This window comes from Rheinheimera baltica DSM 14885 (assembly GCF_000425345.1).
GTDB classification, from domain to species: Bacteria; Pseudomonadota; Gammaproteobacteria; order Enterobacterales; family Alteromonadaceae; genus Alishewanella; species Alishewanella baltica.
The window spans coordinates 1-19205 of the sequence record NZ_AUDG01000024.1; the positions used below are offsets into that span (position 1 = coordinate 1).

At 44.5% G+C, this 19205-nt stretch carries 20 protein-coding genes; 8 read left to right on the forward strand and 12 right to left on the reverse strand.

Annotated features, from left to right (window positions below):
* Positions 1 to 410: 410 nt before the first annotated feature.
* The 4 genes from H595_RS22000 to H595_RS0109550 all read right to left on the reverse strand — a co-directional run bounded on the left by H595_RS22000 (position 411) and on the right by H595_RS0109550 (position 3436).
* On the reverse strand, positions 411 to 806 hold the full coding sequence (locus H595_RS22000) for a hypothetical protein (RefSeq protein ID WP_027671010.1): 396 nt from the start codon (positions 804 to 806) through the stop codon (positions 411 to 413).
* Between the two features lie 193 nt (positions 807 to 999).
* On the reverse strand, positions 1000 to 1374 hold the full coding sequence (locus H595_RS24575; RefSeq protein ID WP_051219815.1) for a hypothetical protein: 375 nt from the start codon (positions 1372 to 1374) through the stop codon (positions 1000 to 1002).
* Positions 1375 to 1532: 158 nt separating this feature from the next.
* On the reverse strand, positions 1533 to 2924 hold the full coding sequence (locus H595_RS0109545) for a DEAD/DEAH box helicase (protein ID WP_027671011.1): 1392 nt from the start codon (positions 2922 to 2924) through the stop codon (positions 1533 to 1535).
* Positions 2921 to 3436 (reverse strand): hypothetical protein, encoded by a 516-nt coding sequence (locus H595_RS0109550; protein WP_027671012.1) that lies wholly within the window; start codon positions 3434 to 3436, stop codon positions 2921 to 2923. The genes H595_RS0109545 and H595_RS0109550 overlap by 4 nt, the downstream gene beginning before the upstream one ends.
* A gap of 134 nt (positions 3437 to 3570) precedes the next feature.
* Here H595_RS0109550 and H595_RS0109555 point away from each other — a divergent pair, with 134 nt between their 5' ends.
* The 5 genes from H595_RS0109555 (at position 3571) to H595_RS24385 (ending at position 7213) form a co-directional block, all read left to right on the forward strand.
* A complete protein-coding gene (locus tag H595_RS0109555; protein ID WP_027671013.1) occupies positions 3571 to 3891 on the forward strand; it encodes a helix-turn-helix domain-containing protein in 321 nt (106 codons plus the stop codon).
* A gap of 124 nt (positions 3892 to 4015) precedes the next feature.
* On the forward strand, positions 4016 to 4762 hold the full coding sequence (locus H595_RS22010; protein ID WP_205623204.1) for an HNH endonuclease: 747 nt from the start codon (positions 4016 to 4018) through the stop codon (positions 4760 to 4762).
* Positions 4763 to 5116: 354 nt separating this feature from the next.
* Complete coding sequence (umuD, locus tag H595_RS0109565; protein WP_051219826.1) at positions 5117 to 5557, forward strand: translesion error-prone DNA polymerase V autoproteolytic subunit; 441 nt, start codon at positions 5117 to 5119, stop codon at positions 5555 to 5557.
* Positions 5558 to 5563: 6 nt separating this feature from the next.
* Positions 5564 to 6841, forward strand: coding sequence for a translesion error-prone DNA polymerase V subunit UmuC (umuC, locus tag H595_RS0109570; protein ID WP_027671015.1), 1278 nt, complete (start codon positions 5564 to 5566; stop codon positions 6839 to 6841).
* 63 nt (positions 6842 to 6904) lie between these two features.
* A complete protein-coding gene (locus tag H595_RS24385) occupies positions 6905 to 7213 on the forward strand; it encodes a hypothetical protein (RefSeq protein ID WP_205623205.1) in 309 nt (102 codons plus the stop codon).
* A gap of 307 nt (positions 7214 to 7520) precedes the next feature.
* Here the strand turns inward: H595_RS24385 and H595_RS0109580 are convergent, their stop codons facing one another.
* The 4 genes from H595_RS0109580 to H595_RS22015 are packed head-to-tail and all read right to left on the reverse strand — an operon-like array spanning position 7521 to position 11190.
* Entirely contained in the window at positions 7521 to 8693 is a 1173-nt protein-coding gene (locus tag H595_RS0109580) for an MFS transporter (protein ID WP_027671017.1), read from the reverse strand.
* Between the two features lie 3 nt (positions 8694 to 8696).
* Positions 8697 to 9296, reverse strand: coding sequence for a non-canonical purine NTP pyrophosphatase (locus H595_RS0109585; protein WP_027671018.1), 600 nt, complete (start codon positions 9294 to 9296; stop codon positions 8697 to 8699).
* Positions 9293 to 10441, reverse strand: coding sequence for a ferritin-like domain-containing protein (locus tag H595_RS0109590; protein WP_027671019.1), 1149 nt, complete (start codon positions 10439 to 10441; stop codon positions 9293 to 9295). The genes H595_RS0109585 and H595_RS0109590 overlap by 4 nt, the downstream gene beginning before the upstream one ends.
* Positions 10441 to 11190, reverse strand: coding sequence for an HAD-IIB family hydrolase (locus H595_RS22015; protein WP_051219816.1), 750 nt, complete (start codon positions 11188 to 11190; stop codon positions 10441 to 10443). The genes H595_RS0109590 and H595_RS22015 overlap by 1 nt, the downstream gene beginning before the upstream one ends.
* Before the next feature lie 259 nt (positions 11191 to 11449).
* On the opposite strand from H595_RS22015, the gene H595_RS0109605 reads away from it, so the two are divergent.
* Both H595_RS0109605 and H595_RS22020 read left to right on the forward strand, forming a co-directional pair.
* Positions 11450 to 12600 (forward strand): IS3 family transposase gene (locus tag H595_RS0109605; protein ID WP_156885953.1). Its coding sequence is split into 2 segments (ribosomal slippage): positions 11450 to 11693 and positions 11693 to 12600, totalling 1152 coding nucleotides; the frame shifts between segments, so codons are not numbered across the junction.
* 479 nt (positions 12601 to 13079) lie between these two features.
* Positions 13080 to 14048 (forward strand): DinB/UmuC family translesion DNA polymerase, encoded by a 969-nt coding sequence (locus H595_RS22020; protein ID WP_084153554.1) that lies wholly within the window; start codon positions 13080 to 13082, stop codon positions 14046 to 14048.
* Positions 14049 to 14050: 2 nt separating this feature from the next.
* Here H595_RS22020 and H595_RS0109615 read toward each other — a convergent pair whose 3' ends face one another.
* The 3 genes from H595_RS0109615 to H595_RS0109625 form a co-directional block, all read right to left on the reverse strand.
* Positions 14051 to 14380, reverse strand: a complete 330-nt coding sequence (locus H595_RS0109615) for a DoxX family protein (protein WP_027671022.1) — start codon at positions 14378 to 14380, stop codon at positions 14051 to 14053.
* A 69-nt stretch (positions 14381 to 14449) separates the two neighbouring features.
* Positions 14450 to 15466 carry a PA2778 family cysteine peptidase gene (locus H595_RS0109620; RefSeq protein WP_027671023.1) on the reverse strand — a complete coding sequence of 339 codons (1017 nt, stop codon included), beginning with the start codon at positions 15464 to 15466 and terminating at the stop codon, positions 14450 to 14452.
* 10 nt (positions 15467 to 15476) lie between these two features.
* Positions 15477 to 15848 (reverse strand): PA2779 family protein, encoded by a 372-nt coding sequence (locus H595_RS0109625; protein WP_027671024.1) that lies wholly within the window; start codon positions 15846 to 15848, stop codon positions 15477 to 15479.
* 317 nt (positions 15849 to 16165) lie between these two features.
* Between H595_RS0109625 and H595_RS23815 the strand changes: the two genes are divergently transcribed.
* Positions 16166 to 16333 carry an EAL domain-containing protein gene (locus tag H595_RS23815; protein ID WP_305974323.1) on the forward strand — a complete coding sequence of 56 codons (168 nt, stop codon included), beginning with the start codon at positions 16166 to 16168 and terminating at the stop codon, positions 16331 to 16333.
* A gap of 92 nt (positions 16334 to 16425) precedes the next feature.
* Here the strand turns inward: H595_RS23815 and H595_RS22025 are convergent, their stop codons facing one another.
* On the reverse strand, positions 16426 to 19128 hold the full coding sequence (locus H595_RS22025; RefSeq protein ID WP_051219817.1) for a PKD domain-containing protein: 2703 nt from the start codon (positions 19126 to 19128) through the stop codon (positions 16426 to 16428).
* Positions 19129 to 19205: the final 77 nt, after the last annotated feature.

Below are 19205 nucleotides of genomic sequence, written 5' to 3' on the forward strand. Positions count from 1 at the left end.
CACACGAAGATTTAAAAACGTCAGCACGGAAATCAGTTTGCATGTGCTGGCTTATAACCTCAAAAGAATGATGTCTATCTGGGGTACTGAAGGATTAGCCATTAAACTGCAAGAGCATTGCGGCTAGCGGCTGTAGTCGCTTTAGCTCCTGATACCACACCAATAGCGCTCAATATCGGACTTAATGAGCCTCCGAACCGCACTGAATGAAAACTAAAACGCACACAGATAACTTCAGCGAGGCACTAACAGTGCATACTGGCCAACCGCTGAAAGAGCGGAAAATATGAGTTTTTACACAGCCTGCGCTCAAAGCAGTCCATGGCTGAATCCATGTTGTTGGTGCGCGGTAATTGCAGTCAATGGGAAGGTTCCGCCGAAGCTTATTGCAACTTAGGGGCGCTATACAATCATCCATGCTCACTTGGAAATGCTTCCATTCTTGCTGCTTCAAGCACAGCATCCGGTGACATTTCTAAGCAGCTTATAGGTGTATTTCCTCGCAACCAGCCATTAACGGACATGAACCAAATGGCGATTGCCAAGGACGATTTTTTACCTTCGAATAAATGCAATATTGCCTGGATGATGGACTTGGGGTTTCTGTCCTGGTCCAAGACGTATTCTGGTATAAACTCAACATTTTCATGAACCAAAGAAAAAATCTTGGATTCTTGTTTCCATTGTTCTACAAGTCTTACACCGTCTGTTTGAGGTGCTTGCAGGTCAAAATCTTGTACCCTAAGCCATTTCGAGGATGCTAGAGCATGATTTTTCAATTTTTCTGGGTCTGTAAATTTAATCACGATATACCCTCATTTACTCGTTGAAGATCTAATCTGACAACTTGTGCCGTCATGTTCCTAGCGTCAGAAAAGATTGAAATCAAACTCAGTTAATGTGGGATCCATTATTACCGGATGCGCCAGCATAACGTTTTGAATCCTGTTAGCTCTAAGAGCTAGGGCACAATGTCTATACTGAGTTCACTCAGCCGCATTAAAGTTCGCTCGAAATAACACTATGTATCTCGAAACCAAACCGATTTGATAGCGCAAAAAGTTGTTCAGGCGTTGGTGTCAGTTGTCCGTTTAAAATAGCAGTGACGTCACCAGGCCCGCGTAATTCATTCTGAAAATCATCGATACCCAAACCATGTTGGTCCATCAACACCCTAAGCAAAGCTTGTATATTTGATACATCCGCTAAGGACTGGTTAAACGAAGCAAAGTAACTAGCATTTTCTTCATACTTGTCCACCAGCGGTACCAGTTGGTCTATCTGTCGTTTGTTGGTCTCATAGTCGTCAAACAGCCTATCAATTTGAGCAAGCAAGTCGAGATACTGTTGATGATCAGTGATGTCATTAGTCATTTTTATTCCCAGGCAGGCATCAATTATGAATACATCGACAATCAAAAATAGTTGGGTATATCAGCAGATATTGATTTCCCCAACAGTTAGCATGGGTAATTAATTACCCAATTTGATAGCTTATCCGTTGATTTGGGTAGTTTTCTACTCATGCGGGATCATCCAATCAGTGCCAACACCCTTTCTGTAAACTTACCCTGCATCCAGACACTCAACAATTCTTCGTCGTTAATCCCTGCTGTGTTTGTAGTGTGAGGCTGAAACATTCCTTCAAGCAAAAGCTCGCTTTGCTTCTTTTCTTTCCCACCACGTTGGCCTCTGGATGCTTGGCCATTTGAATTTGAGGACTTTGAACCTGCAATTTCTGAGTTCATATTCAGTCGGGTGGTCACCTGCTGTTCTGGAATTTCCAGCTCAAGCTGCTCGGCATATCTGGTGAGATTAGGCTCTGCGAGGCAATACAGCCATCCTGAATTGTTGAGCATATTAGGCAGCAGTCGAAGCACTCGCCCGAGGACCTGCCGCAAGAATAATTCGGTTCTTGCCAGACTTAACAAGCAGCAGACGCGCAACCTTGGTATATCAGTCCCCTCGGCTATCATCCCGACACTGACAATCCAACTATCTGAACTCGTTCTGAAATGTTCAATTTTTTGCTGGGCGTTTGGGTCGTTGTACGTGACAACCACGCTAGTTTGACCAAACTCTTTGCTCAGTAACTGTGCTAGCTGATAGGCGTGAGCGATGTTTGCAGCAACCACCAATCCAGCTGCAGGCCGATGCTCTTGCTGCAGCTTAGTAAGTTTCTGTACTGCTTGCCTGAGCACAAAACGTTGTGCATCTGGGTTAAACAACATCTGCTGAAATCGGACTTCTCCAGAATCGAGTGCACTTGCAAACGATCCAAATTGCGCTGAAACAGAACCATTATTGACCGTGATTTTGTTGTTATCAATCAGCACGATATGTGGAATTCGGCAGACCTTATCTTGAATAGCCTGGCGTAAGCTATAACTGTAATCCAGCAGTATGCGCCCATCCGGCTGAGAATATTTAGCCATAGCAATACGTAATTGATCTGAGCGCCACGGAGTGCCTGTGAGTGCTAACGTAAACCGAGCATGTTCTTGGATGCGGCGCAGAATGACTTGCCCCCAGGCATTGAGGCCAGCCTCATCACCCGCGCAGTGGTGGATTTCATCAAAGACTACAAATACCCGAAAGCGGCGCAATAAGGACCAAAACTTCTCCGGCAGATTTAGCATTGCCTGATACGTGAGAGATGTGCCAACGTCACCGAATTCGCCATCAAAACCACCCTTTAATTGTCGCCCAAATGTTTCCTTCAAACCTTGCGCGACCGTTAATGATGGAGAAAAACAAAGGATAAAGTCGATTTGCCGCTGGTTAAGTAATTGCTTACCTAATGTTGCAGCCATCAAAGACTTGCCGGCACCGGGTGTAGCTAAGCAGAGAAAATGCCTGTGGCCGTCAACATAACGTGCTAATGCTGTTTCAATACATTCCTGCTGCCAGAAACGTAGTTTCATAGTTTTTCACTCTCGGCCAACATGCGTCTTAGTACTTCAACCTCACCCAGTTTACTCAGGGACTTTTCCTTGTATTCCATGTGCATCTTGGTGAGCATTGAGCGCATTTGAGGGTAAGCCAGCATCTTTTGCTGACACTGATCTGCAGCGCTACTGCTCACCCACAATTCACGTTCGGCTGAGGCCAGTTCATCTCGCAGTCGTTTAGCTGTGTGACTCAATGCATCCTCCACTGCATTCGCTTGGATGTTTTCACCTAAATCAGGTAACAAATCAGTCTGCTTAAACACGATAGTATTATCAGGCTGAGTATGTTTAACCAAATAGCCTTTCTTCACAAAGCGGTCGACTACCCGGTAGAGAGATTGATACACCGATTTAGCACTTTGCATTGGAAAGCGGCTTTTAAACTCCTGATGGAGATCAGCAAAAGAAAATTCAGTAAAACCATTATTTAGCAGTGATTTAACGACGAACGTCGGGGATAACTGCTGATCCGACATTTGGTGCATGAGAATGTTTACCTTACCAAGACACTCTCTTTAGGGAGTGCATAAATGAACATGGAAATTTGTAGGATTCCTAAGTATACTCCCCTAGGCATTCCTTAGACAATATAAGTATTCAGAGCCAACTGTATGCATCCGTGTCTCAACTCACAACGTTTACCATTCGACTTAAGCAAGCTAGAAAAGCTGCAGGCATCAGCCAAACGGAGCTCGGTCTTCGCAGTGGTTTTGATCCAGGTTCCGCGAGTAGTAGAATGAATCACTACGAAAAAGGCCGACACTTGCCAGATTTAGAGGCTATGAAAAGGATGGCGAAGGAGCTGAATGTCCCTTTGGCTTACTTTTTCTGTGAGGGTGATGACGAAGCGGAGTTGGTGGCAATGTTTGGCCGAATCACACACGAACAAAAGGCTGAAGTCTTGAAACTCCTGAAAGATCAAATATCCAGCAACGATTAATCGGTATGAAAGGACTTTGCCATCTTTATTGTATCGAATACCCTTCAAATTAGTTTTAGTTGACTAAAATCTCCTGCTTAAAACCCTACATTTCAGCAGAGTATTGCCAGGAGCAGGAAATTAAATGGCCAACTTACCTCTGAGTGTTGATGCATTCCTCGTTCTAGTGCACAACATCTGCAATGACTTGATTAAAAAAGAAGGTGCAAACTTAGTTGTCAAGCCACAGCCTGTCCGAATAGAAAATATCAGTGTAACGGGTATGGAAGGGACGCTCTGGCTGCAGTTGTACTCTCAGCGGTGTGATATCGGGATGAATGGGACACCAGAGTCCAACTCAAGGATCCTTGGCATGCAAACAATGTTTGGGCGTTCTTTTGACGGCTACAAGCAAACAAAACCTCAACCTCATCAGCCTTTTTGGCGCTGTACCACAACCGCAGAGCTGACAGGTGCTATTCACTTTTATGCCGGATGTCTCGTACAGCCCACAGAATACGATCTCTATCCTAATGAGGTTGATTCGACAGAACAATTAGTCGAAGGGGCAACAACTACAGTCCTGGTGAACAAGTTTGAAAGAAACTCTGAAGCGCGGCGGCAATGTATCGAGCACCATGGGATCTCTTGTAAAGCATGCGGTTTAGACTTTGAAAAGGTTTATGGGGCCATAGGTGCTGGATTTATCCACGTACATCATTTGGTTCCCGTCAGTCAAATCGGGCGTGAGTATGTCGTAAACCCAATTGCAGATTTGGTGCCTCTATGCCCAAATTGCCATGCAATGGTCCACCGATTCGCCAAACAAAATCCTGGTATGGAGAGAGAGGCTATTGACCAACTAAAGCAAGTTATCGCAGCAACTAACTAGCATGCAACCTGCAACTCACCTTAATTGTGCTGACTCATACATGATCTGGCGGTGAGCTTTGTGCCAAAATCTGCCTTTTTCCAAATCAGATACCTCGCTAAAAAATAGTGTGCAGCAGACCACAAGCTGTATTTATTGACCACTTACGTTAAGCCCTAGTTCTCTTTCCCTGGCAATTCCGCCTGAAGGCGGTAAAAACAAATACACCTCTGACAAAAACAGATTCTCTAGAAAGTTCTATCGGTTGCTAAAGCTGTTCTCAATCAAAATGGATATAAATGAGATCTCATAACTAGGTTGACAAGCCACCATTCCGTGCGATCATTAACTGTGTTTATGTACAGTGGTATTGTTATGTCAATTCAGTTTATCGGAGTTTCTGAGGTTCGATCCAGATTAGAGCTGCCGTTATTTATCAGTAAGGTGTCTGCAGGGTTTCCATCTCCTGCGCAAGACTATGTCGAACAGACACTCGACTTGAACGAACTCTGCATTAAAAGGCCTTCAGCAACGTTTTTTGTTCGAGTGGATGGCGATTCGATGATAGATGCAGGCATCTTTTCCAATGACATTCTCATCGTTGATCGATCCGTAAAACCTACGCATGGCGATGTCGTGGTTGCGCAAGTTGATGGTGAGTTTACTGTGAAAGAGCTCTGTTTACGGCCGAACCTGATGCTCATTCCGCGAAATAGTGCGTTTGAGCCCATCTCATTTGTTGACGACTCAGAGCTCCAGATTTTCGGCGTGGTAACGAACGTTATACGGCAGATGCATCGATCATCCAAAGGCTGAGCAGTCATGACTCAGGTCTTTGCTTTAGTTGATTGCAACAATTTCTATGCCTCATGCGAGAAGCTTTTTCGCCCGGATTTGGTCAATAGAGCGGTGGTGGTTCTGTCGAACAACGACGGCTGTGTGGTCGCTCGCTCGAAAGAAGCAAAAGCTATGGGCATTAAAATGGGAGTGCCGGTTTTTCAAATACGTGAACTCTTAGAAAAACATCAGGTGGTCGCGTTCTCGTCCAACTATGCGCTTTATGCGGATATGTCAGCCCGTGTGATGCGCACTTTAGAAGAAATGTCGCCTGCGCTAGAGGTCTATAGCATCGACGAGGCTTTTTTGGATTTATCAGGGTTTGAGAGCACCATGAATCTGGCGGACTTCGGTTATCAAATTCGCGAGCGGGTTCAACAATGGATTGGTATCACGGTTTGTGTGGGGATTGCCCCTTCCAAAACCCTGGCAAAGCTTGCTAATCACGGAGCCAAATCATGGCCTAAAACGGGCGGTGTTGTTGATCTGATGAGCAACGAACGACAGCGTAAATTGATGGCGTTACTGCCAGTCAACGAGGTGTGGGGTATTGGCAACCGGTTGACCAAGCGGCTTGAGGACATTGGTATACGTACGGCTCTCGAATTGGCAGATGCGCCGACAAAGATGATTCGTCAGCAATTTTCGGTGGTGGTTGAACGCACTGTGATGGAGCTTAATGGGGAATCATGTATCGGACTTGAAGACATTCCACCGACTAAAAAAGAAATTGTCAGCTCACGTGCCTTCGGTGAGCGAGTGACAGAACTCACCATGATGCATGAAGCGGTTGCCGAGTATGTGCATCGGGCCTGCATTAAACTTAGGCATGAGCGATGCCAAGCCAAGCGTATCACGGTCTTTTTAAGAACCAGTCCATTTAGTGATCATCAGCGTGATCCGTACTACTCAAATAGTCGCTCAGGGGAGCTAAGTTATCCATCGGATGATACTCGGGATTTTCTGCACGTCGCCAGTCAATTACTCGAAGCAATATGGAAAGATGGTTACCGGTACGCGAAGGCTGGGATTATGCTCTCTGACTTTTATAACCATAGCGCTGTGCAGCAGGAGCTCTTTTTATCGAGTGATGTTGTTAGGTGCAACTCGGCACTGATGGGTGTCATGGACCAAATTAACGAGCAAATCCCTAATTCACTCTATTTCGCCAGCAAAGGCACCAATCAAACATGGGGCATGAAGCGAGAGTTGCTTTCGCCTGCGTTTACTACGAGTTGGAAGGGATTGCCTAGGGTTCGATGATCCCATATTTCACTACATAGCGAATTGGTGCTTTTCACTGAAAGCGGACATTTCATAGTTCGAATGAATCAAGGCTCTCGAAAAATTCGAGACTTTCTGGCATTGCCAGAAAGTAAAAAAACGTGCCTTATCCATTTCCTTTTTCTGCAGGTTACCAATGCTCATACTATAACGATGTGGCCAAAATTAGTTGACCACTACAGCCATCACCCCAAACCCCTGCTCATTAATCAAAGCTTTTTGCTATTCCCCCATAAAATGCCAGACAGTGTGCAGTTAGCTGCGCTGTTTAATCAGCAACTGCAGCAATTTAAACAAAGCGGGCGATATCAGACCTACTTTGACCGCCTGGCACAGGGTGATTATCAATAGTTGGCAATCTACGTTTTTTGCTCCTAACTCAGTTAAAATAACTGCGTCAGGAGGTTTCTTTATCAAAAATATTCAGGTGACTGGACGTTTTCGAAACCTATGCCATGCTATCCATTAAGCGATAGTATTGCCGCAAGAAAGCTCTGATTTATTTTATTCAATGCGGTTTGCATCCTCAACTCTGTTAGGCTACAGCTCCGATCGTGCAAACCGCTTTAAGTTTCCCCTTGCAAATGACTTAATAAACGATATAGCCATCTCAGTAAACATTTGCGTCGTTACAAATAACAAATCAGAACGAATTAAGTTAAGTTTCAACCAGCTTGGGAGCCCGCATGTAATAATAGAAAAACGACATCAGGCAAGCCAAAACTGCCGATGAGCAGCCGACTAATGCAAATGAAGACATCCCGGAGCCATCAATTTTCCAAAAGAAGCCAGCCAGCAATGCGCCAAGTGAAGCTCCAACCCCCAAAGTCATCACGGTATAGATGGTTTGCCTGGATGCAAGACTGGACTCTGTAGATTCTTCACACATCAGTTTTTGGCCTATTAAATGAGGAACAGCAAAAGACGCGGCATGTAACACCTGAGACAGAGTAATTATAGTTAGAGAGTCTTGATAAAAATCTAACATCAACCATCTGATCACAGTCAAGAAGGTACAGATTGAAAGCAGCAGATAGGGGTTAAATAAGTCAACCCATTTCCCCATCAGTCTGAATGCCAGTATTTCAACAAGTACAGAAAATACGATCAGCAAGCCAATTGTGGTGCCGCTATGGCCGAGGTTTGCCAAGTAAATTGGAAAATAACTGTAGTATGGAGCGTGTGTCACTTCGAAAAGAGTAAATATAGCAAAAAATATTATCCATTTTCGGCTGAGCAATTCTTTAATACTCGATTTATCAAAACTTTTGGTTTTGAAATTTGAATGATACTGATCTTTTGTAATCCATAAAGACAAACAAAGTAGAAAACTCATTACAAACAAAGCCAAGGTGAAATAGTTCACATCAATATCGGTTAAAATAAAGCCCAAACTCAAAGAGACAACAATAAAGCCAAAGCTACCAACCATCCTGATGTAGCCATACTTTTTCATATTCCCAGATAGTGGCATTAACACCATTGTCTCAATATTTGGCAGAAGAGCCATCCAAAAAAAGTTTATAAAAAAAAGAGACAGAAAAACAACCCGTATACTATCTGAAAAAAACAATAAAGCGCTAAAAAGCAGCAAGCTGATACCTAGAATATTAGCCAAGTGATTCAGAGGCAGTTTGTGATACAACTTGCCGAATAAAAAAGGACCAAATATTCTTCCAGAAATACAGGCCCCAAGAACCACACCGACCATGCCTTCGTTAAATCCCAACCCCTTCAGGTAAAGGCCGGTAAACGGAACGAGAATACCAAATATACCGAAATACAGAAAAAATATATACGAACTTTGTCTTACATTATCATTTGCATTCATGATTTATCGCTTTATTTTTGACAATAACTTTTGTATAGCCATGGCTCTGTGATTAATTAATAGTTTCACATCATCGGCTAGTTCGGCGGAACTAACTTTATAGTTATCGGGGTAAAATATTGGATCATAACCAAAACCATTCACGCCTTGAGCTGTTGTTTTCACAGTTCCCTCCCAAGTTGCTTCGCATACAATTGGAACAGGATCATCATAGTTACGCAGATAAACTAATACGCATCTGTACAATGCCCGAGATGAATTTAACCCCATATCCAGTAACTGACTCACTAAATAATTCAGGTTGTTTGAGCAATTTGGGTTCGTCGGATGATATCTGGCAGAAAATATTCCGGGACAGTGATTAAGAGCTGTCACCTCAAAGCCTGAGTCATCTGCAAGTACCGGAAACTCACTACACTTTGCAAATGCCTTTGCTTTTAATAACGCATTCTCCAGATAAGAAGTCCCTGTTTCGTCCACATCCGATGGGCTTAGTCGACTAGCGGGAACTATATTTATATCATTCCGACTTTTCAAAATTATCTTATTAAATTCAGAAACTTTGTTTAGGTTGTTTGTTGCCAACATTATATTCATGGTCATCTGACTATAACTCCATATTCTTCTTGCCTTTTACGAAATGCATTTATTTCCTCTATGGAGAAGCCTGAAAACCTGCACATCATTTCATTAAGTTTAAATTTGAGGGGGCCTTCGTCAGTCTCATTGAAACGCTTTCGTTTACTTAGCGCTTTTTCTTTAACGAGGTTAAGGTCGGGAGTAAGCCTTCTTATCCATTTATTTCCAAGGGAGACATGGTCTATTTCGTCCAATAGAATTGAAGAGTATATTTCCCGAATGACCGCTTCGTTGCTTTTATCCTTCACAGTAAACATAGCGGCATCAATACCTATCCATTCACCTAATTTTTGGTGTATGTACAGCCGTGTAGCCAGATCCTCATCGCGAGACATCATCCAGAATCTCAGATGAAAACTCAGCTCCTCGATCTTTCCGCCCCTGGTTTCAAACTCAGCTCTAAGTATTTCTGCATGTCTTCGCTCCTCATCAATTTGAATACAGATTTCCAACAGTAATGTCGTGTTTTTTACATCAAAAATAAATTCATTCAAAATTGACGCGCAACACTCTATGGTAGGAATTTCTAGATTTATGAAGTTCGACCCTAGGGTGATAGTTTGTGCAGGCAGATTTAATTTATTCTGATTAGATGGAAACTCCCTGCTTGGAGTCTCTGGGCTTGTTTGCTTTAAGAACAACACGTCTGCCGTATTCACACCAAATTCCGGAGTTATCTGTTCTGAGGTTGCATAGTCCATCAACTCATTAAGTTTTAACAGACTACTATCAACTGACCACTTTATTCTTTCATAAACAAGATCATTACATTCTTTCGATATTTTCTCTAAACAGTATTTAAACTCCAGCACAGGGCTGAACAATAAATTTCTGCTTTCAACATATTCTCTACACGTATTTTCAGCTGACTGAACGTCAAGACCTGGAGGAGAGAATTCATTTTCAATCTCGTTTAGTTTATCTCCGCTAATTTTCAAATCATGTAAGGGTCTTATTGCATAAGAAAGTAGTGAAAGAGATTTTGCAATCTGACATTTATTGCGATACGAAGATGTAACAGGGATGAAGCTTGCGAACACTCTTACAAGAGCGATCATACTTTCCAAACACAACTCGCTTTGTTTCAACAGGCTTTGAAATTTATCCATCACATCACTTCCAGTATTCTTGAAGAAACTTCATGTGGAAGCAGATATGTCGCATTAGCCGAAGTCATTTCATTTCCAACAACATTGGCGTTTCTGGCATTCGCAAGTATCAAAGCATCATTTTTATCGTTACCAAAACAAATGTAACTTCTCTCTTTTATTCCAAGCTGTTGAAGTGCGTTGAATTTATTGACTTCATCAGGAACTAAGTCAAAAATATTGTCTTTTTTATGATAGTTGATATTGCATTTTATACCGGTTTCAGTGATGAATTTTACAATACCCTCTTGATGATTTTTATCAAGAATAAGAAATTTAGTTAACTTCTCGGCAAGGACTTCTTCATAACTCACAGGAGAACGACTTAGCTTCCTGATATAACAATGAAACTCGTGATGCACTTCTGATATGGAATAATTTTCCAAACCATCTATGACGTAAGGAATATTATTTCTATTCAAAAAATTGAACAATGAATGCGAAGCTTCATCATCAAAATGAATATGGCTAAGAATTTTACCTTTCTTCGACGTCACTGCGCCGTTGCAGGCAATAATAGTTTCATCATGAAGGTAAGCAGGCAATAGTGGTAAAGCATCTCTTGCGGGTCTTGCTGTCGCAAAAATTATGTCGAAACCTTCAGCTTTTTTTCTCTGAATCGCTAAACCTATGCTTTCCTCTACAGGCGCCCCATTAAAAGCAATAGTTCCGTCAAGATCGAAGACGATCGTTTTTTGCCATTCCGTCATTTTCCCTAACACTCCGTTTGCAAAAATTCCGCTAAAGTATAAAGAAAAAAATAAGACTGTAAACACTATGCTTACATTACACTTGTTTGACTGCAGGGCAGGATCATACTTTTTAGGGAACTTTTGTGATACGTGATGATCAGATCACAAATTTCCTTTTTTGGCACTTGAGTATGAGCTTTATCGACCACCTGGACTGATCTGATCCAGTAGTACTGGACACCGCGCTAAGTGAGTAAAATCACATAACGAGGTGCCTATGACAATCAAAAAGAACCGCAAGACCTATACCGCAGAATTCAAAGCAGAAGCCCTAAAGCTAGCTGAACGTGTCGGTGTGGCCGAAGCCGCCCGGCAGCTGAAGCTTTACGAAACTCAGATTTACAACTGGCGCAATGCTGTAGAGAAAAAATCCACAACCAGCCAGCGCGAAGCTGAACTGGCCGCTGAGGTCGCGAAGTTACGACGCCAACTGGCAGATCAGGCTGAGGACTTAGCCATTCTAAAAAAGGCCGCAACCTACTTCGCCAAGAATCAAAAGTAGCAACTTTTGAATTTATGCTGGAACACCAACACCGGTTCCGTCTGCAGCGCATGGCGGCCGTGTTTGGTGTGTCGCGAAGTGGGTATTATCAGTGGCGTCGGACAGGTCAGGAGCCTAGCGAGAAAGCACAACGACGGGCAGCGCTGGATCAGAAAATCAGCGAGGCTTTTACGCAAGGCAAACAGCGAGACGGTGCCCGCCGTATTCAGGTTGGGCTTGCTGAAAATGGCGATAAAGTTGATTTGAAAACGATATTTAACAGCATGAAAAGAAAGGGATTAAAGGCCAAAGCAGCGCGGAAGTTCAAGGTAACCACAGATAGTAATCACCAGCTGCCAGTGGCGCCAAATCTGCTGGAACAGGACTTCAGCAGCGATGCGCCAAACCAGAAATGGGTGGGAGATATCACGTATTTGCTGACCAACGAAGGCTGGCTTTATCTGGCGGTGATCATTGATTTGTACTCGCGCGCGGTGATTGGCTGGTCAATGAATGCAAGGATGACAGCGGAGCTTACGTGCGATGCATTAAAGATGGCACTGTTTCGGCGTGGCTTCCCAAATGGCGTTATTGTGCACAGCGACCGGAGCAGCCAGTATTGCTCAATGGCATACCGGGATCTGATTGCAAAACATCAGCTTACGCAAAGCATGAGTCGAAAAGGCAACTGTTGGGATAACGCGGTAGCGGAAAGCTTCTTCCATACGCTGAAGGTCGAATTGCTCAAAGATGAACCGTTAACGGACCGGACCACGCTGAAACAACAGGTATTTGAATATATTGAAGTTGATTACAACAAAACTAGACGGCATAGTGCTATCGGCTATCTCAGCCAAGAAAACTATGAACCAAAGAAAATAGCTTAGTGGCGTGTCCAGTGTTGGCGGATCAGATCAACCTCGGCTCTCGAAAATTTCGAGACATTCGAGCATTGCCAGGTCGTAAAAAAAACGTGCATTATCCATTTCTCGTTTCTACTGATTACCAGAACTCAGACTATTAAGATGTGGCCAGAATGAGTTCACCACTACAACCTGAAGTGGCACATTGAATTTGGGCACCTATTTAGAGATAACTCGAAGGGCTCACGAAAAAACGAATGTCTGCAAATAAGGCAAAGCAGAGATTCGTTTATTCGAGACCGTCTGATCTGAAAAGCTACAACTCGCTCATAACTGACTGTCAGGGATGATTACCGCAGGACTTCAATTGAGCCAGTACTGTATGGACATAACTAACCCAAATTACGTAGAAAAACTTTTTCCCTATGGACAACCTTTATGGAGATAAGTTGAAGTGTGGCCTAGTAATGTAATATGTCCATAGCTGATTATCTTTCCTTTATATCGACGAGGCGTTTTTAGACTTAACCGGCATAAACTACAGCCTGAGTCTAACCGAGTTTGGCCTGCAAGTGCGCCGGATTGTGCACAAACACACAGGGATTAACGTCTGCGTAGGTATAGCACCGACGAAAACCCTGGCCAAGCTGGCAAACCATGCGGCAAAAACCTGGCATAAAACCGGCGGCGTGGTCGATTTAACCTGCACTGAGCGCCAGCGAAAGTTACTGGCGCTGTTGCCTGTAGGTGAAGTATGGGGTATTGGTGGTAAGTTAACCAAGCGCTTACAACAGCTAGGTATTGATACCGCCCTGCAACTGGCCGATGCCGAGCCAGAATTTATTCGCCAACATTTTTCGGTGGTGGTAGAGCGCACAGTGCGTGAGCTAAGAGGTGAAAGTTGCCTTGCACTGGAACAACTGGCCCCTACCAAGAAACAAATTATCAGTAGCCGCGCCTTTGGTGATCGCATCACCGATAAACAGCAGATGCAAGAGGCAATAAGTGAATATGTTAGCCGTGCGTGCAAGAAACTGCGACAAGAGCAACAGCACGCCCAGCATCTCACAGTGTTTTTGCGCACCAGCCCGTTTAGCGATACAGACGCGCCTTACAGTGCCAGCAAAAGTATTGCGCTGGATACGCCAAGTAGCGACACGCGGGTATTTTTAGCAAAAGCCATGCAGCTACTAGAGGCATTGTGGGTTAACGGTTACCGCTATGCCAAAGCTGGCGTGATGCTGGCCGACTTTTACGACCCAGGCGTATACCAGCCGAGCCTGTTTGATACCCCGCCAGTGCAAAAAGACACTGACAAAAAGTTGATGCAACTGATGGACACGCTTAACAGCAAGCACAGCAAAACCCTGTGGTTTGCCAGTCAGGGCACCAAGCAGGAATGGAGCATGAAACGCGAGTTGTTGTCACCGGCTTATACTACCGACTGGCAACAGCTGCCAGTGGTAAAGTAAAATTAAACCTGTGCTGCTCTACCCTGCCAGCCGCGCCACGCGCATAAAGCAAAAATACCTGTAGCCAAGATTAACATTGGCCATTCAGCATGTGTCGCGTGCGTTGCCATAGCGCCAAGCATTAACACAGCAAGGCCGCTGGCGGCCAACATGGATAGACGGGGTATGACTACAGCGATAGCCCCTAATACTTCCAGTACGCCGGTAAAATACATAAACTCTGGTGAATAACCCCAACGGCTAAATGCTTCAACCTCAAATGGCAATGCGGCAAGTTTGGCAACACCCGATGCAGCAAAGATCACTCCAAGAAGATAAGTAAGCCATTTCATATTTAACAAAACCTCCGTTAATTAACGCTCATTCGTAATACCAACCAGACCCTGTTAAAGCAAAATTTATTACGGCATCCCCGCAGGATTTTGTCCTACGGGCATAATTTGGCATTGCGATAAGGCATCAGCGCTTGCTTGCTGCGCCTGAAAAACTTGCTGCTGGCTATCCAGCAGATTACTGTCCCGCGGTGACAACTCAACAGCAGTGTTAATAAGTGCTATTGCTTTTTGATGACAGCCTAACCCGCTTAACAGCAAAGCATAGTTATTCAAATAACCTGCTTGCTGCTGTGCTGCAGCCAAGCCTTTCTCAAACCAGGCGGCCGCAACCAAGGGGGCGGCAGTAAAATAATGATTAGCCAATAAAAAATACGGCAACCAGTAATCGGGCCACTGCTGTGTGGCCGTTTCCAGTGCGAGCACTCCAGCGGCAATCAGGCCAGTGTTGAGCAAATCCTGACAGGCTTTGGTATATAAAAACGGGTCTAGCTGAGAGCTGGCTTTATCGGGTGGCAACATGGCCAGCAGCCAATAATCACCTCGCTGCCAGGTGCGTTCAAAGGTAGCAAAATTTAGCCGGTGCTGTGCTGTAACCCCCGTGTGCAGAATAACCTCGGCGCTATCCAGGTCATACCCGATGACGACGGCGTAGTGCCATTGCGGCAGCCAGGCAATACTGTTGTTTTGCAGCACAATAAGCGGCATATTCTCTGCCACCAAGCTTAAAAGCTGTGCCATTGTAGCGCGAGGCTGCACATAAGCCAGCATGCCAAGCTGGCGTGTGGCGGCAGCCATTTCTATTTGTAATGTCCCTTGCCGGCCAGGAATAAAGGTGTTTGGGGCTATATCGTCCGGGCTTTTACTGAAGCCATAAAAACCCGCTACCTCGGCCAAGGTCGTAGGGCCGCAAAAGTACTGTTGCTGTGGGTAAAAAGGGACTTGCGACATAATATGCTGGCGCGCAATATCAGGTGGTGTGGCCAATAATTGCAACGTTTGAGGCGGCGTTTGGCAAGCACTAAGCAGCCCAAGTAAAAACAAAAGACCAGCACGCAGGCTGGTCTGGATCAGTTGATGTGCCAAAGCGTAAGCGTTAAATCGGGCGAATAAAAGGATAAACGTCGGTTATCCCCATCAGGTCCAGTACGGCAACCACCACCAGTACCGTAATAATGGTACCTACTATGCCACCCGCCGGCATATCGTTAAGTTGATTATTCAGCGCATCCAACTCAGCAGTGGTCATACTAGCAATACGTTGTTTAGCATTTTCCGGGCTAACGCCCAGCTCGATTAACTTTTGCTGCACCTCGGCACTATCAACAAAAGCCAACACCTGCTGCTGGCTGTAATGTTGCTGTTGCTGCGCGACGACCTGATCTGAGCTCAGTACACCGGCCGATGCCTGCCCTAGTGAGAGCAGCAAAGCGACAAAAGCACTGAGTACTATTGATGTTTTGTTCATTAATGAGACCTTTTTATTAATGGTTAAAAGCAGAAGATACAGCCGAGCCTAGTCGATAGACAACATCACCGCAACAAGAATAAATTTACGAGTACTTTAAAACATCGGCCTTGCTTGTATTACACCGACACAAACTGCCTGCTAGCTAACGCTTTTAACCCAATGCTGGTATTGCCGCGAGTGATACCCAATAAACATCCAACCGACTAGAACTAGCCTATATTCAAGACATTGCCTATTTTAATAAGTATATGTTTTTACTGTTATTTTTAATTGAGTAATTTATAAACTAGCATTTTTAACGTTGTAACGTTAATGTGATTATCGACATGGCAAAATCACTAAACCTTGAGGTCGTTGCAGAAGGTGTTGAAACGCAAACACAATATGATTATCGGGTAAGTAGAGGGTATGATGCGCTTCAAGGTTACTTGCTATCTAAGCCTTTAAGCGTTGATCATTGGCGTGTGTTATTACAAAAGTGACACACTCAACCGCAGGAAAATACATCTACAAAATAACATTTGCTGCACATTCCCACGCCTTGTTGCCGTGGGGGTGTGCAGCATACCAAGAATTACTGCGTTAAATTCACTTTTATGTTGGGCTCCAGAATAGTGCGCACTGCCGGTTGTTTCTTACCTGAAGCAACAGCAGGTAATGACTGGCTGATTGCTAATGTTGCATCGTTTGTGGTTTGGGCCGTGTCATTCCAGTATTCAAATGCAATTTCCTCGTAAATATTCAAGCGCGGACCCAGACCATTTTGTACTGCCCACGGCGAGGTACTACTGTCACGCCGACGCTGCACTTCCAGCACATACATACGCGGGCCTAAGATTCCCTGGCCTGATTTCACCAAACGCCAAGTGCGCACAGTACATGCTTGAGTCTGATCATCCCAACACACAGACCGGTTTAAATTAACCACAGATACTGTGTCCGAAATATCCTCTGTTTCCCAAGCTAAACGCGCATTAAATAATGGTTCGAAAACTGGTGGCGCCGTAACCGTACTTCCCATTTGATAGCCCTCGCCAGATGCAAGTAGCTGCCAACCAAAATAATTGATGCCCTCACTCCACAATAAAACATCGTTGTTCCACGCTTCTTTAAACCAGGCATTTATGGTGGTATTCCAATACCGACTTTCTATATTGCTTAAATTATAAGTTTTAAAGTCGCTACCATCGAGTTTTAATGCATAATCTGCATCTGCTGCAACCAGGTTGCCTTGTGCGTCATAAGACGCGCTAAACACCTGAATGTCTGTATCCAACTGATCGAGTTTAATAATTTCTGTACTCGACCCATCAGCAAACGCAACAACTACCGTACCAATATCATTTAATTGCCAATTAAATGTTTTACCGGTATCAACGGTACTTCCTGTGCCGTCGCTGTTAAACGCAAACACATCAGCAAACATGTTTGCATACCCCAAACCATTCTCACCGGCAAAATAATAATGTTCAAACACCCAGTCGCCGCTGAGCTCTGCTGCAGTGAATTTAATATCATCAAGTTTGTCTGCGTTGCGCAGTAATGCATCTTTGGATACTTCAAGTGTTATTGGCGCAGTGCTAATAACGGTGCTATCTGGCAAGGTAACCGGCACCATAGCCCTGACAACCGATGAAACAATACGATAGGTATCGGTTTTTTCACCCTGAATAATGCGTGTCATACTCGCATTTTGCGGTGTTTGTCGTACCTCTACCTGAAAATACCCAGCGGCAAAAAGTCGGTCTACTTGCTCCTGCGTTAAACCTAACACACCGCTGCCAACAGCATAAAAAGACGTAGAGCCTGACGATTCTGCGTAAGTAATTTGTACTTTGCCGTCAGTTAGACTCCAGTTAAATTGATGTACACCGGCACTAAACGTCTCGGAACCCGAGCCATCACTGTTGAAGTCAAACCGGTTGCCGCCACGCGACAAAAAGCCGTTTGCAGCAGGGTAAACTTCGAAGTAAATACTGGCAAGGCTGGTTTCATCAACAGGTTCGGTTAGCTCCGGGTCCGCAATAATATCGTCTATTGTCGTTGTAACTATACCTGGTGAAGCCGCCTCTGCCGCTGCAATGTATTCGTTATACGTTTCAGTATTTGTGAGCAGCTCTAAAATACTCGTAACACCTTCTGGTAATGCAAAAGCACCACCTTGCGACACCAACTGTGCCACTGCAGCCGCTTCAATCAGCTCATCCGGGCTAATGGCTTTTTCAACTAATGTAAAGCTATCCAGGTTCTCTGGCGCAGTGCCACCATTTGCCGCAATGATTAACGAATATAACGCCGTAGAAACTGCATTTATCGACACCCGATTAGAAATGTCATCTGCACTTGCCGCAACGGCCTGCACTACGGGGTTGTTTTTTTCAAGCGGGGCTACTTGTGCGCTATCTGCCGTAAGGCTCGGCACAAACTTGTAAAACTCTACGCCGGTATCCGCAGCTTGTTTAACCGTGATACTGGCAAACAAATTTGTTTCGTCATCGTCAGCGGTTAATGGTAGCGAGAACGCACCCTCAGCATCGGCTGTAACACTAAATGACTGCCCTGCCAGCTCGCCGCTCACCTGAGCATTTGCAAATGCCGTTTCGTTTACGGTACCTGTTATTGTATATGTGGTTAATACAGGGGTAATGGTTACAGCACCAACTATCGTAACAGTCTCGGCGTCATCGTCGGTTACCGTAACACTAAAAATTAAATCCGTGTCTACCGTAACGTTGGGGGCGACAAAACTTAGCTCTGCGGAATCAGCACCGGTTAACGTAAGCGGTTCGCCAGAAATTTGTTGCCAGTTATAGCTAACAATGTCTCCATCCTCATCAGTAGCTACTGCAGTTAACGTCACGTTGGATTTTTCCGCTGCACTATCAAACGAGGCTGTTACTGCAGGCAGCCTGTTGTTCGCCACGTTAACCGTAACATTCGCACTTGCCGTTTGTCCTGCGCTGTCGGTAACTGTGACACGTAATACGGCATCGCTATCGCTACTTACGGCAGGCGCGGTAACACTAACCGTTGCTGCAGTAGTATTGGTTAGGGTAAGGGTTGGGCCTGAAACCTGTGACCATTGGTAGCTGGCAATTTGTTTATCATCTGTCGCCGTTGCAACAATATTGGCTGAACGGCCTTCTTTTAATGCAACAGAAGCGCTAACCGACACCGTGGGCGCATTATCTGTTTCACTAGAACCGCCACCGCAGCCTGCCAAAACCGCACAGGTAAGAACACTAAGCGATACCTTAGCTATTGTCTTATTCTTCATGGTAACTCCTTCTGTTTATGTCCGTAAAAATTTTTAGAGAAACATAAATTTCCAGTGCCTAGAAAGTCTCACCTTTT

What these genes read in the sequence shown, in the direction of transcription:
- H595_RS24575 (WP_051219815.1), bottom strand. Translation starts at nt 1,374, where the DNA reads ATGACTAATGACATCACTGATCATCAACAGTATCTCGACTTGCTTGCT.
- H595_RS0109545 (WP_027671011.1), bottom strand. Translation starts at nt 2,924, where the DNA reads ATGAAACTACGTTTCTGGCAGCAGGAATGTATTGAAACAGCATTAGCA.
- H595_RS0109550 (WP_027671012.1), bottom strand. Translation starts at nt 3,436, where the DNA reads ATGCACCAAATGTCGGATCAGCAGTTATCCCCGACGTTCGTCGTTAAA.
- H595_RS22010 (WP_205623204.1), top strand. Translation starts at nt 4,016, where the DNA reads ATGGCCAACTTACCTCTGAGTGTTGATGCATTCCTCGTTCTAGTGCAC.
- umuD (WP_051219826.1), top strand. Translation starts at nt 5,117, where the DNA reads ATGTCAATTCAGTTTATCGGAGTTTCTGAGGTTCGATCCAGATTAGAG.
- umuC (WP_027671015.1), top strand. Translation starts at nt 5,564, where the DNA reads ATGACTCAGGTCTTTGCTTTAGTTGATTGCAACAATTTCTATGCCTCA.
- H595_RS24385 (WP_205623205.1), top strand. Translation starts at nt 6,905, where the DNA reads ATGAATCAAGGCTCTCGAAAAATTCGAGACTTTCTGGCATTGCCAGAA.
- H595_RS0109580 (WP_027671017.1), bottom strand. Translation starts at nt 8,693, where the DNA reads ATGAATGCAAATGATAATGTAAGACAAAGTTCGTATATATTTTTTCTG.
- H595_RS0109585 (WP_027671018.1), bottom strand. Translation starts at nt 9,296, where the DNA reads ATGACCATGAATATAATGTTGGCAACAAACAACCTAAACAAAGTTTCT.
- H595_RS0109590 (WP_027671019.1), bottom strand. Translation starts at nt 10,441, where the DNA reads ATGGATAAATTTCAAAGCCTGTTGAAACAAAGCGAGTTGTGTTTGGAA.
- H595_RS22015 (WP_051219816.1), bottom strand. Translation starts at nt 11,190, where the DNA reads ATGACGGAATGGCAAAAAACGATCGTCTTCGATCTTGACGGAACTATT.
- H595_RS0109615 (WP_027671022.1), bottom strand. Translation starts at nt 14,380, where the DNA reads ATGAAATGGCTTACTTATCTTCTTGGAGTGATCTTTGCTGCATCGGGT.
- H595_RS0109625 (WP_027671024.1), bottom strand. Translation starts at nt 15,848, where the DNA reads ATGAACAAAACATCAATAGTACTCAGTGCTTTTGTCGCTTTGCTGCTC.
- H595_RS22025 (WP_051219817.1), bottom strand. Translation starts at nt 19,128, where the DNA reads ATGAAGAATAAGACAATAGCTAAGGTATCGCTTAGTGTTCTTACCTGT.